We start from the raw sequence: 13,931 nt of genomic DNA, 5'->3' as shown, positions 1-13,931 counted from the left end.
TGACCAACAGATACGGGGGAACAAACATGCATGAAAAGATCGATCAGATTTGGCTGGGGTTTTCCACGGGGGCCTTGATCGGTTATTTTTTCGGGGGGTGGACTACAATGTTGACGTTGCTGTGGTGGATGGTCGTGATCGACTTTTTCACCGGATGGGCAGCGGCCTGGATTAATGGGGAGCTGAAAAGCCGCCAAGGATATTACGGTATTTTTCGCAAGGTTACCGTGTTTTTGCTCATTACGGTAGCCCATCTAATCGACGGTATTCTCGGGGATGCACACTATTTCCGGGATGCCGTCGTTTTCTTTTATTTAGCGAACGAGCTGTTGTCTATTATAGAAAATGTGGGCAGAATGGGAGTGCCAATGCCGGATATTTTGCGGAATGCGGTCGCCATTTTTGAGTCCAAGTCGAGTGGGGAAAAAATAAAGCCAACCGATCCTTCTGACAAGCAAAATAAAGCTTTATAAAGTGCTGACTGTCGCCATTACAAAAAAGGAAGACTACCTTATCGCCCTTTTTCGGCGTAAAAATGGAAAAGCCCAGACCGTTTACTTGGTCCAAGCATATGGATAACAGAGACAGCGTGCTACAACATTATGAATGACAAGGAGGGAGCGCCTTATGCAAAATCGCATCCCTAATGCTGCCGAAGGCATTGACGTGTCCCGATATCAGGGAACGATTGATTGGAAACGTGTGCGAGCCGATGGTAAATCGTTTGCATTTATTAAAGCAAGTCAAGGACAGCGTTACGTTGATCCAACATTTATCACGAATGCAAAAGGGATCAAGGCAGCCGGGCTTCTGCTGGGAGCTTACCATTTTGTAGATGCAACCAGTGTAAACACAGCCAAAGCGGAAGCCAGACATTTCGCCGAGGTACTGGATCAGGTGGGAGGCGCGAAAGCGCTCGACTTACCAGCGGTGATGGATTATGAAAACAATCCGGGAAAGCTTAGCTCGGCCGCGATTCATGAGGTTGCGCTGGCATTTTTGACGGAATTTGAACGAGTAAGCGGCCGCAAGCCGATGGTATATACGGGCAATGCTTTTGCTACCCATTTTAAAGCCCCGTTGGATAGTTATAAACTGTGGATTGCGCGTTATAGTACACAGGTGCCCAATGATACTACAGCATGGAAGTGCTGGGACTTCTGGCAATACAGCGATAGTGGACGGGTTGAAGGCATTCAAGGGCCAGTTGATCTGAATGTATATACCGGAACAGAGGCTGAGCTACGCCAAGCATTTGCAGGAGAAGAGGGGGAAGAGCCGATGACAGCAGAGGAAAAAGCGGCATTTAAGGCCCTGCAGCAGCAGGTCGCCGCCCTTGAAAACAGCAAAGATGTGCTCAAGCAAACATTAAATGAACAGAGCGCGTATATTAAAAAGGTGGATCAGCGAGTAGCTGAACTGGAGGCGCGTCAGGCTATGCCTGTACCGGTCTGGGCCAAGGAAGCGGTGGCTGCCGCCGTTGCAGTTAATCCGGCAAGCCCGATTGTGGATGCGAAACTGCCAAGCAGTTATGATTTTTATCGCTTACTGGTCGTGTTGAACCGTCTGGGTGTGTTTAAAAAAGCCAAATAATCTTCGAAAGAACTTATACACTGCCCATCCCACTTTTATATGAAATGAGTAAAGAAGCTACGAGCGAAGCCTAAATAGACAGGCGGTTAAATGCAGCCGCCTGCCCTTATGGTTAAGTGATGTTTTTATGACCTCTGAATAAGCTGAATCCTAAAAAAAGGTAAATGGAAAATGCATCTTTACTCGAAAAGTAATTCAATATCCTCCTGACTAATCTGAGCGGTTTCAAAGTCCGAAGGAGTGAAATGAACATTCTGCTGACGAACCGTAAAATCAATGATCTGATTGATTGCTTGGACATACATATGCATAAATTCAGTTATACTTTCTTCTTCAAACATTTCTGTACTGTACATCATATCGATTACTAATTGATCGTTAACAACCAGGCAGTTAACTTCGATGGCGGTCGTTAGATGATTGATGTTATCTACATTTTGATTGTCTATAGTATGCCTATATACATAGTCTGAACTTTGACTTTCGTGATCGAATTGTCCCAGATAATTGAAGCGTATAGGACGAATGTCTGTATGCTTTTCAATAGCCCCTAGCATATATTTTAAGATGCCATAACCTATACCCTGATGGGGAACACGTCTGCGCAGTTCCTTGACATGTGCAATGACATTGCCTATTTCTGTGCCCGGCATTTGAATACGTAAGGGATATAACGCAGTAAACCAGCCAACCGTTCTGGATACGTCTATGTGATCTAGACTCCTTCCGTGATGCTCAACCTCATAAGTGAAATCGTCCAATCCGGTCCATTCCTTTACACTTAACGCCAAGGCAGCCAGCAGTAAATCTACAGGTTCGGTATGGTAAGCCTGCGACATCTCATGGAGCAGTTTGTGCGTTTGGACAGGAGAAAGATGACCTTCGAACCCAGCGCATGAAGCATAGTTTACGGTAGCAGATGGTTGGCTTGTGATAGATGCTGGAAAATAGCGGTCTCCACCCTCCATTTCGCGCCAAAACTCTAGCTCTTTCCGTAGATCCGCAGTCGTGGAATAGTGATGGAGTTCTTGAGCAAAGGCTTGAACTGAGGCTGTTTTTCTTGGGAAATTTACCTCCTCACCTTCTTTTATAGCATGGTATGCATTCAATAAATCCTCCAATATAATTCTCCAGGAAACTCCGTCTACAACCAGATGATGGGCAGTGATGAACAGTTCCCGAGTTTCCTGTCCGTGATCGAATAGAGCTGCGCGGATAGGAAGACGGTGGGACAGATCGAAACCGGATTGCAGGTTATGCACCAGGTTATTGAATTCATGTTGCCGTGCCTCGGCTGAAATATGCATCATATCGTAACAATCCAGCTTGAACGAGACGATGGTGAGTTCTGGATTATAAAATAACTTGCCATCAGGCTCCATGCTCATCCTTAAAGCATCGTGATGCTCGATCAACTTCTGAAAGGCCTTTTCCAAAGCGGAACGATCCATTTCGTTTTTCAGCAGAAGCATGATCGATTGATTATAGTGATGAGGATTGTGAAATGTCTGCGCCATAAACCAACTGGAGATAGGAGTGGGCAGAATTTCTCCGCTGGCTGGAGCTGAATCGTATAGCTGACGCTTTGGACGTGTATAATGAGCAAGCTCCGCGATATTGGGATGCGCTAAAATATCCTGTACGCCTATCTCCAGATCATAGTTATTTAATTTGGATGTCATTTGGATTGCCTTAATAGAGTCTCCGCCCAGTGCGAAGAAATTATCATGGATACCTATGTTAGCCATCTGGAATAGCTCTTCCCAAACCTGCACGAGAATATTTTCAACCTCATTATGAGCTTCTTCATACATGCTTGTTAATCCAGAGGACAGGTCTGGTACAGGAAGTTTCCGCTTGTCGACCTTACCATTTGACGTAAGTGGTACGGTCTCGAGCCGGATTATATGGCTAGGCACCATGTAATGGGGAAGACAAGCATGTAAATAATTTTTGAGAAGCTCGGGAGAGACAGCAGCATCTGATACATAGTAGGCATACAACATAGGCTGGCTATTGTCTTCGTCCGATTCCACTACATTCACAACAACGTGCTGAATACCTTGATATGAGGATAGCGCGCCTTCAATTTCCCCCAGTTCGATACGAAAGCCTTTGATTTTGACTTGGTGATCTTTCCGGCCAAGGTATTCAATCAGGCCATTTTCCAGCCGTATTCCCAAGTCTCCGGTTTTATACATTCGTTCTCCTGGAACAAAAGGATTATCGAGAAATCTTTCTTTTGTGAGTTCAGGTCTATTCAAATATCCTCTCGCCACTCCGGGACCGGAAATGTAAATTTCTCCTTTTACCTGCATAGGAACAGGCTTTAAGTACGCATCCAGCACATATATAGCCACGTTATCAGAAGGTACGCCGATAGGAACGGATCTTCGGATATCTCGGTTCGAATCATAAATATGGATCATGCAGCCTACAACGGTTTCTGTAGGTCCGTACTCATTGTACAGAGTAACATTGCCACCAAATATGTCATGAACGTTCCGGGCAAGACTGACTTTGAAATCTTCTCCACCCACAATGAATTTGCGGACGTTCGATGTACGAATATCCGACTCTTGAAGAAGGGACAAATGGGCGGGAGTAAGCTTCACAATGGTTGTACGCTGGTCTTTCAGAATGCGAAACAATACGAATTCGCTGTAATCGTCATCCCTGTAGAGGCTCATGGCATGACCGCTGATTAATGGGGTGAATATGGAAGTGACGGTCAAGTCAAAGGCTATTGACGAATAACAGGCAAAGACCTCACGTGCGGCGGTAAAGTAGGTTTTATTCGCCCAATATATGTAATTCACAAGTCCCTTGTGGTGGACTGCAACTCCTTTAGGCTTGCCTGTGGAACCAGAGGTATAAATGACATAAGCGAGCTGGTCCGGTCCGATTTTCGCCTCCAGATTGGAGTCATCACCATCGTACAGGGATGCATCATCCATACGATAGACTTCTCTGGAAAAAGAGATATCATCATCCAATGGTGCGTCGGTGAGCAGCAAGGCAGCCCCGGAATCCTCCAGCATAAAGCTAACACGGTCAGCTGGATAGTGTGGATCTATCGGCAGGTAGGCCCCGCCTGATTTCAATACAGCTAAGATCGAAATGATAAGTTCGAACGAATGCCCCGCCATGATTCCGACGATACTCTCTTGGCCAATTCCCCTACTTTTTAAAAATCTCGCCAGTTGGTTAGCTCGTTCGTTTAACTCACGATAGGTTAACGTTTGCTCTTTAAAGTAACAGGCAATTTCATTAGCTTTTTCAACGACCTGCTGTTCAAATAACTGAGTAATGGTTAGGGACGAAGGATAGGGGGAGTGAGTTTGATTCAGCTCATAGATTAGCTCATTGTGTTCCTGCGTAGACAGCATTTCAATTTCCGCAATCGGAGTGTATGGCTGCTCGATCATCTCGCGAATCATATGCATGAGATGCTCAAACATTTTGGCAATCTGCATCTCGCTGAAAGCCTTCACTCTATAGTCAAAATCCAGCGTAATTCTTCCGCTCCCCTCCCAATCACGTATAACCAGCTGCAGGGCATAAGGCTGATAACCACTGAATACTTCCTGAACTTCATAGGGGCATCCATCAAATTGGGGACTAAATTTCATATTGTAATAATTAACACACATATCAAACAGACCGTCATATCCTTTTTGGGCAAGCTCCAAATCACCAGCCAGAAGATCATACGGATATTTTTGATGAAAGTAAAAATTCATTAGCTCTGTTCCCACCTGCTTCATCCAGGAGTAGGCATCTAAAGCTTCATCCACTTGGATACGAAACGGCATTGTGCTGGTGAACATGCCAAACGTATTTTTTTGCTTTTTTCCTGATCTGTTCAGGACAGGTGTCCCGATGACTACATCGGTTTCTTGAGTCGTTCGGTAGATGTAAAGCAGAAGGGCGGATACGAATAACACATTTACAGAAAGCTTGGAGCTTTGGATAAAATTCTGGATGATGCGAGAGGTTTCGCTATCGATGGCAAAGGATGAGCGAACGGCCGAAATATCTTTACTTTTGTTGATGGGTATCATATCAGGTAAGGTTTGAAACTTTTCATTCCAGAACATTTTATTTTTGATAAAACGTTCAGATGCTAGATAGGCTTGTTCTTGATCAATGATAGGTATGTAGGAATATTCTTCATCAGCAGGGAGAGGACGGTGGTTGACTAGTAGAGTATAATACTGCGAAATTCGTTCCGACACGATATGTAAAGCCCAACCGTCTGCAATAATATGATGAAATTTACCCAAATAACCAACATCATCAGGTCCCAGCCGAAAGATAACAAAAGAATATAGTTTGGAGTTCAACAGAGGCATCGCTTGTCCGCTCACGACCTTCAGCCATTGTTCAAAATGCTGTAAAGGATCAGTCTCATGACTAAAATCAAGATATTCGATATTCTCCTTTTCATAGGGCTTAACGTATTGTACGGGTTCTCCATCTTGCTCTTCGATCCGGATACGGAGGCCTTCAGTTTTGGAAATGAAGAGCTGAATCGCATTCTCCAGTGCACCAAGCTCGAGTTCCTTTTGAATGCGTACTAGTCCGGTCAGATTATGCATGGCCGTCGTGCCATGTATTTTTTCGTTATACCAAATTCTTTTTTGAGCATGCGTTAATGCATAGAACATACATTAGCCTCCTTATACATGCAGATTTTGAAAAACGTAGAGTCTACATAAAAATGATGCTATCCGACCAAATAAAAACAATCAAGCAGAAAAAATGTATTTTTATGAGGAAAATAAAACGGATTTTCGACAATTGTATACCAATTTAAACATACGAGTTCCCTTTAAAAGGTTTTTGTAGGTTTACTAGGGAATTTCGAAAAAGTGTGAATTAACTCACTACATCCGAACGGGATGAAATGTTAAGGTGTTAATACAAATTCAATTAAATTGATAATTATTAGTTTATTACGTATTTTTGGCAATTGACTCTCCGAATTAAGATCAATACCTGGTAATCTCCCGATTTTTCGTCACATAAACCCATACCTATTTAATATATATTCATTATAAATTGCTTAAATATCCATAAAATAAATATAAAATTACGCATATTTATACGCCATATTGAATGCTTCGTTTTGAATACTATTTATCCTAGTGTTTTTATATAATTACTAGATAATTAGTCTTACATATATTGGTCAAGCATGCTTTGATTACATATTACAAAGAAAGCTGGAGCGATTATGGAATGTAAAAAGATGATCATGAGAAAAATGGCAGCGGTTATTCTGATTTTCGCTTTAGTGGCGGCATGTATTCTGCCCAATCACGCGGAAGCCGCAGCAGGTTTGGATCAAGCCACGACTCAACGTCTAGAAGCATTTATTCATGAGAAAATGCAGGAAGGTCATATCCCCGGAATGACAGTAGTGGTGGTTCGGGGAAAAGAAACGGCTTACCTCAAAAGTTTTGGGTATGCAAATGTGGACAAGCAAGCTCCTGTTACACCTGAGACAAGCTTTGAAATTGCCTCTTGTTCTAAAGGATTCACAGCACTTGCCGTACTGCAGCTACAGCAGCAGGGTTTGTTGAAGCTGGATGATCCTGTTTCGAAGTATTTTCCATGGTTCCAAGCCAAGTACAAACACCAAAATGTCGAGATTACACTACGACAGTTGCTACACCACTCCAGCGGCATTCCATGGTATACGATTACCGACATTCCGATCTCCAACCGCGTCGATTCACTCGAACAGGTCGTGAGGAATGTGAATGGCTTAGAATTACATAACCGTCCTGGCGAACGCTTTGAATATGCCACTATTAACTATGCCATCGTGGGGGCTGTCATTCAAAAGGTCACGGGGCAGCCTTACGAAGATTATATGAAGGCCCATATTTTTCAGCCATTGGGTCTGCATAAGACCACTCTTTACCCCACAGAAGCCGCATCCACACTGGCAACAGGCTACAAGAACGGCTTTTTTCAAGCACGTGAATATCAATCCCCTGTCTTTAGGGGGAATCGTCCTGCTGGTTATATCATGATGGACGGTAATGACCTCGCTACCTGGCTCAAGTATCAACTGGGCAGCCTGAAATCTCCCATGACTCCATTAATTATGGAAACGCATGCGCCTGACCGCACTGTGGCTCCCAGCAAGTTTGATATGTCGTCTTATGCTATGGGCTGGGCTGATTATCAAAGCGGAAATGGAGAGGTGTCGAAGGCTGGATTAAATCCGAATTTTTCTGCATATATGGTTTTTCGCCCTCAAGATCAGCTCGCTGTAGGGATTATGGCGAATAACGGTACCACTTTAACGTATATTACGGGTCACGGCCTGATGGATATTTTACGAGATCGTCAACCTGTGTCTCCGTATGAGCCGGATCAGAAAACAGATAATGCATGGTCCGTCATTACGATTATGCTGGCATGTTATGTGCTGGCTGTAGGAGTTCTGCTGATTACAGTTGTACGGGACATCATCCGCAAACAACGTGTTTATAAGTCTTTGAATCCAAAAAAGCTGCTTACATGGCTGGTGTTTTTACTTTGCAGTACACCGTTTTTGTATGGAGTTTATCTGGTTCCTACTGCGATGCAGGGGGTTTCCTGGACAACCGCGATTGTCTGGTCTCCGTTTAGCTTTCCGTTTGCGATTGGGGCCTTGGGCCTAGGATTGCTCTTGAGCTTTGTCTACTTGGTGCTGGGTACGCTTTTCCCTAACGCAGATGAAACTAGACGTTCGCTTCCTTTGTTGGTGATGATGAGCTTGCTGAGCGGTGCGGCGAATGCCTTTGTCATTTTTATCGTCAATTTCTCGATTGGCAGCGAGATTCCGCTCAAATACCTGCTGTATTATTTCGGGCTGGCGCTGGCAGTATATATTTTCGGCCGCAAGCTGATTGAAACCAAATTAGTGAAGATCACCTATAACATGATTTATCGAAAACGGATGGAACTCATTCAACGAGTGCTGCACAGCTCTTATGACAAATTAGAACGCATGGACAACGGCAAAATTTTAGCCACTTTAAATAATGATACGGAGATGGTCGGCTTCTCGGCTAATGTGGCGGTCGGGTTCGCAACCAGCTTGCTGACTGTCATCTGCTGCTTTGTTTATCTCGGTACGATTTCGTTTTGGGGAACAATTCTCTCGCTGGTCGTGATTGCGGTGATCGCCGCATTTTATAGCCTTGTCAGCGGTACGGCTAACCGTTATTGGGAAGAGGCGAGGGATACCCAAAACGTATATTTGGGGTTTATCGATCACATGCTCAAAGGCTTTAAAGAGCTTAGTATGCATGGTCGCAAAAAGGCGGAGTTCGGGAGCGATATTCAGGATAGCTGTGAACAGTATCGGCAAAAACGCTCGGTGTCCCGTATTAAATTTACCAATGCGCTGGTGCTGGGCGAAACGCTGCTGATTTTAATTTTAGGTGTAGTAACCTTTGTGTTCCCGACGATTTTCCCGAACATAAAGGATTACACATTAATTCAATTTGTTGTCGTGTTTCTTTATTTGATTGGACCGATCAACGGGTTGTTGCAGGCTGTGCCGGAGTTGTTCCAGATTCGGACCTCCTGGCGAAGAATTAAAACCTTTATTGCGGAAATGCCAACTAATGACAGTGGAGAAGTACATGATACTGCGAGTGGGGTAGATGAAGAGGTTGCTGTGGAACGCATTGGTTTTCACAATCTTAGCTTTGAGTACAGCAACGTGACTGGAGAGTCCAGCTTTGTGGTCGGACCTATTACGCTGGAGGCCGCTAAAGGACAGATCATTTTTATTACAGGCGGCAACGGCAGTGGTAAAACAACGCTTGCCAAGCTAATGACCGCTCTTTACCCGCCACAAACGGGATACATCACGATCAATGGAGAAGTCATTGACCCACGTACCTCGGGCGAGTATTTCTCCACCGTGTTCTCTGATTTCCATTTGTTTGAGCGTTTGTACGACATTGATTATAAGGAAAAGCAATCTGACATTGTTCTTTATCTGAAAAGGCTGGGATTGGAGGATAAAGTAACGGTTAAGGATGGATATTTTAGCACGCTCAAGCTATCTGGCGGCCAGCGGAAGCGGCTTGCGCTGTTGATCTGTTATCTGGAGAATCGACCTGTATATTTGTTTGACGAATGGGCTGCGGATCAAGATCCAGAGTTCCGAAAGTTCTTTTATCATACACTTCTGCCTGAAATGAAGGCGGCAGGCAAAATTGTGTTCGCCATCACGCATGATGACCATTATTTTCATACCGCAGACCGCCTGCTGAAGATGGAAATGGGACAGATGAAGGAGCTGGAAGTACTGAGTGCTGAAGTCAGTGGCTCATAACCAATCCATTAAAATTTATAAAAAAGTGTGGGCTTAAACATGCAAAACTACATTGTTGTCAAAGGCGCCAGACAGCATAACCTGAAAAATATCTCTTTGCGGATTCCGCGTGATCAATTGGTCGTCTTCACGGGAGTAAGCGGCTCAGGGAAATCGTCACTAGTGTTCAATACACTATATGCAGAAGGACGGCGACGCTTAATGGAGTCGCTGTCCGCATATGAGCGAATGGGCTTGCGAAAAACGGAAGATGCGGATGTGGACTTGATCGAAGGGCTGTCTCCGGCAATTGCGATGGAGCAAAAGACGTTGTCCCGGAATCCAAGGTCTACGGTGGGAACATTGACCGAGCTTTCTTCTTATGTGCGGTTATTGTTTTCACGAACAAGTCAGGCCGTTTGTCCCTATTGCCAGGAAGCATTGCCTGTTCAAAGCAGAAAGAAAATCACAGAGCAGGTGCTCCAATATCCATCTGATACATCTATTGATGTATATGCGCCAATTCTTTCCATGCCACATGGCGGGCCTGTAGCGTTGCTGAAGGAAATACGAAAAAAGGGCTATACCCAGTTAAATTGGAACCAAAAATTGCTGGATGTACAGCAAGCAGAAGTTTTGTTCTCCAGTATGTCTCCACAGGTAGTACACCTAGGAAAAGAGTACAACCGGCTGGAGGTACTGGTTGGTCAAGTGACGATTTCAAATTCCGTGGAGCAAGTCAAAGATATTCAAGTTCTGGTAGACAAGGCGCTGGATGTGGGAGACGGATGGATGCAAATTCGACCTATGGTCGATAAACGATCTGCATGTACTCCAAACTCCGGGTGTTGCCGTTGCGGAATGATGGTCAGTGAAATCTCGGCAGGAGCTTTTTCATCCAATAGTCCTCTGGGTGCTTGTCCGACATGTACAGGACTTGGCACACATTATGAAGTGAATCTCGAACGTGTGATTCCTGATCGATCCAAAAGTGTGGCCGAAGGAGCGATCCACCTGCTTGGCTGGCAATGCGAGAAAGAGAAATTTCATAAAAATCGAAAAATTTTAGAGGGACTGGCGACCCGGTATCATTTTGACCTGAATACGGCGGTAAAGGATCTGCCGAATGAGGCGTTATACGCTGTGCTATACGGTACTCAAGGGGAAAAGATTGCCATTGAGAATCCTGCTACAGGTGGCAAGCCAATGCATGAAAAATTTGCAGGCATTGTGAATCTCATTTATGAGCGCTTCAACGCTAATGCCAAGGACGAAATGAGCGCCATGAAAGCGGAAGATAAGGCAGTCATGATAGAACAAGTGTGTCCGAGCTGCGGAGGAGCCCGTTTGAAGGCAGAACGTCTTCTGTATCGTGTAGGGGATCAAACGATCCGTGATTTTTCGAATATGCCGTTAGTTGAGCTGCATGCATACTGCGATGAACTACTGCGAGCGGCCCCCCGATTTTTCCAGAGTCTTGCGGCTGTCGCACAGCCTATTTTACGGGAAATGAAGACTCGTCTGGCGTTGCTGCTCGACATGGGACTGGACTATTTAAGTCTGAACCGTCCGGTGACGATGCTCTCGGGTGGTGAATCGCAGCGCGTACGCTTAACGACTCAACTAAGCTCAGGACTGATGGGGATGATCTACATTTTGGATGAACCCAGTGTCGGATTGCACCCGAAGGATACCGGCAAAATGATAGCAATGCTTCACAGGCTACGGGATTTGGGAAACACCATCTTGGTCGTCGAACATGATGAAGAGATTATGGCCCAAGCGGATTATCTTGTGGATATTGGACCTGGTGCAGGAGCGCTCGGTGGTGAAATTGTGGCACAGGGGACGGTGGAACAAGTCATGAGCAATCCCAATTCTTTGACGGGACAATATTTGGCCGGCCGGCGAGGTATTCCATTGCCCTCAAGGCGGAGAAAGGCTCGTGACGGGAAGTATCTGGAGGTGCTGGGAGCGAGGGAGAATAATCTACAGAACCTGAACATACGCATACCGCTCGGTTGCTTGGTTTGTGTCACAGGGGTATCCGGATCAGGGAAAACCACGCTGGTTCATAACGTTATATATGAAAAATTGCGTGCTCACCTGGATGGTAAGCCTGCATATCTGAAGCACGATGTAGAGATGAAAGGAGAAGCGTCGATTGATCAGGTGATTTGTATCGATCAGAAGCCAATTGGACGAACATCGCGATCCACTCCGGCTACCTATGTGGGGGTGTTTGACGCTATCCGTAAGTTGTTTGCCAGGACTGAAAGAGCCAGACAGCTGCAACGGAAGGATGCACATTTTAGCTTCAATTCACCAGGTGGACGCTGTGAAGTTTGTTCAGGACTCGGGGTGATCGTCACTGAAATGCAGTTTATGTCTGACGTTGAAATGATGTGCGAGACGTGCCGGGGCAGACGCTACAGCGAAGATATACTGGCCATTACATATCAAGAGAAGAATATTGCGGATGTATTGGAGATGAGTATTGAAGAAGCTGCAGTTTTCTTTGCTGACCAGCCTGTTATTTACAGCAAGCTGAAGCTTATGAACCAACTGGGTCTTGGTTATATGAAGCTGGGTCAGTCTGCAACGACATTATCTGGCGGGGAAGCCCAGCGTATTAAGCTGGTGGAGGAGCTAGGTCAGTTAAAAAAGGGGAGCAGCCAGTTATACATTCTGGATGAACCGACCACAGGCTTGCATCCTGACGACATCCAGCGTCTGCTAACCATCCTTCAACAGCTCGTAGATGAGGGTAATACCGTCCTCATCATTGAACATAATCTGCATTTGATCAAAACGGCAGATTATGTGTTGGATCTTGGTCCCGAGGGAGGGACCAGAGGTGGACAGCTGGTGGTGGCTGGAACCCCTGAGCAGGTTGCAGCCTGTGTGCATTCCCATACCGGCTCATTTTTGCGTAATGTCGGAATGGATTTCAACGAGGACGAGGTGAGAGCATGAGTAACAGATTGGACCATTTACGAATTCTTCCGACAGGCCCCTTAAATTATTATTTGCAAAAGCGATACAACGATCTGCCATGGGTGCACAAGTTTGGCTTGGATCATATCAAGGTGAAAGGTGATTTTCTGCTCATTCATGCGTGGAAGCCTGGGTATGTGAAGCTAACACGGGAGCAGGCGAGTCACTTCAAAGCAGCCATTGAAAAAGGAGAGAATCCAGAGGACAAGCTTCCTAAGTTGCCGGAATCCTGGTTAGTGGACGGGGAAGATGAGCCTGATGTAGAAGGACTTTTGGCTAAGGTTATCGTGCCCGAGTTGTTTGAACTTCTTTCCCCGGAAAATCTTAAAGAGGACGTAACTAGTCCGCAATCCATCCGGTTAAGAGCTATTTTGGAGCAGGTCGCTGAGCATGTACCTGTTTTTCCAGCCATTCAGAATCCCTATGAGCTGCGTCATTTTCTGGAGGTCGTGAAGCGCCAAAAGCCTAAAACAGTCGTTGAGATCGGGACAGCCAGCGGCGGCGTATTTTATTGCTTGAGCCAACTGGCCGATCCAGAAGCCCTGCTCGTCAGTATTGATTATCCGGGTGGACCGTATGGAGGTGGTCAGGATGACAATGAGGTGAAGCTTTACTCCAGTTTCGGCAGCGCGGAACAGCAGTTTTCTTTTATTCGCGATCGTTCATTTCACTGCTCGACCAAACAGGATTTAAAAAAGGTTCTGGGAAATCGCCAGATTGACCTTCTATTTATTGATGGAGATCATTCCTACGGTGGTGTGAGTTCGGATTTCCGCATGTATCAAGAACTGGTGGCGCCGGGCGGTATGATTGCTTTTCATGATATCAGCATGCGACCTGAGACGTGGGGAAGAGGATACGATGTTGGCGTTTTTTGGGACGAAGTGAAACAAAGTTATCCGTCCTTTCAGGAATTTGTAGACCCAACAGGCTGTCGAGAACCGTTTATCCGTCACCCGCAAGAGGGACTATTCGCATATGGGATTGGCACTATCATTCAAATGTAAGGGGG

Annotated in this window: 6 protein-coding genes; 5 read left to right on the top strand and 1 reads right to left on the bottom strand. The window is 45.4% G+C overall.

What is annotated here, in order from left to right:
* Positions 1 to 26 precede the first annotated feature (26 nt).
* Both G7035_RS02895 and G7035_RS02890 read left to right on the top strand, forming a co-directional pair.
* On the top strand, positions 27 to 473 hold the full coding sequence (locus G7035_RS02895) for a phage holin family protein (RefSeq protein WP_019686377.1): 447 nt from the start codon (positions 27 to 29) through the stop codon (positions 471 to 473).
* 154 nt (positions 474 to 627) lie between these two features.
* Positions 628 to 1,593 carry a glycoside hydrolase family 25 protein gene (locus G7035_RS02890; RefSeq protein ID WP_019686378.1) on the top strand — a complete coding sequence of 322 codons (966 nt, stop codon included), beginning with the start codon at positions 628 to 630 and terminating at the stop codon, positions 1,591 to 1,593.
* A gap of 179 nt (positions 1,594 to 1,772) precedes the next feature.
* Here G7035_RS02890 and G7035_RS02885 read toward each other — a convergent pair whose 3' ends face one another.
* Complete coding sequence (locus G7035_RS02885; protein WP_019686379.1) at positions 1,773 to 6,263, bottom strand: non-ribosomal peptide synthetase; 4,491 nt, start codon at positions 6,261 to 6,263, stop codon at positions 1,773 to 1,775.
* 590 nt (positions 6,264 to 6,853) lie between these two features.
* On the opposite strand from G7035_RS02885, the gene G7035_RS02880 reads away from it, so the two are divergent.
* The 3 genes from G7035_RS02880 to G7035_RS02870 are packed head-to-tail and all read left to right on the top strand — an operon-like array spanning position 6,854 to position 13,926.
* Positions 6,854 to 9,943: a cyclic peptide export ABC transporter gene (locus tag G7035_RS02880; RefSeq protein WP_230877816.1), complete on the top strand. Its 3,090-nt coding sequence runs from the start codon at positions 6,854 to 6,856 to the stop codon at positions 9,941 to 9,943.
* Positions 9,944 to 9,982: 39 nt separating this feature from the next.
* The gene (gene uvrA, locus G7035_RS02875) at positions 9,983 to 12,898 is read left to right on the top strand and encodes an excinuclease ABC subunit UvrA (protein ID WP_019686381.1); all 2,916 of its coding nucleotides are present in this window, start codon (positions 9,983 to 9,985) and stop codon (positions 12,896 to 12,898) included.
* Positions 12,895 to 13,926: a class I SAM-dependent methyltransferase gene (locus G7035_RS02870; RefSeq protein ID WP_019686382.1), complete on the top strand. Its 1,032-nt coding sequence runs from the start codon at positions 12,895 to 12,897 to the stop codon at positions 13,924 to 13,926. The genes uvrA and G7035_RS02870 overlap by 4 nt, the downstream gene beginning before the upstream one ends.
* Positions 13,927 to 13,931 lie beyond the last annotated feature (5 nt).

Source organism: Paenibacillus polymyxa (assembly GCF_015710975.1).
In the GTDB taxonomy this organism is placed as follows: domain Bacteria; phylum Bacillota; class Bacilli; order Paenibacillales; family Paenibacillaceae; genus Paenibacillus; species Paenibacillus polymyxa.
Note: the sequence above shows the minus strand (reverse complement) of the source record. Positions and strands in the feature narration are given on the sequence as shown.

What these genes read in the sequence shown, in the direction of transcription:
- G7035_RS02885 (WP_019686379.1), bottom strand. Translation starts at nt 6,263, where the DNA reads ATGTTCTATGCATTAACGCATGCTCAAAAAAGAATTTGGTATAACGAA.
- G7035_RS02895 (WP_019686377.1), top strand. Translation starts at nt 27, where the DNA reads ATGCATGAAAAGATCGATCAGATTTGGCTGGGGTTTTCCACGGGGGCC.
- G7035_RS02890 (WP_019686378.1), top strand. Translation starts at nt 628, where the DNA reads ATGCAAAATCGCATCCCTAATGCTGCCGAAGGCATTGACGTGTCCCGA.
- G7035_RS02870 (WP_019686382.1), top strand. Translation starts at nt 12,895, where the DNA reads ATGAGTAACAGATTGGACCATTTACGAATTCTTCCGACAGGCCCCTTA.
- uvrA (WP_019686381.1), top strand. Translation starts at nt 9,983, where the DNA reads ATGCAAAACTACATTGTTGTCAAAGGCGCCAGACAGCATAACCTGAAA.
- G7035_RS02880 (WP_230877816.1), top strand. Translation starts at nt 6,854, where the DNA reads ATGAGAAAAATGGCAGCGGTTATTCTGATTTTCGCTTTAGTGGCGGCA.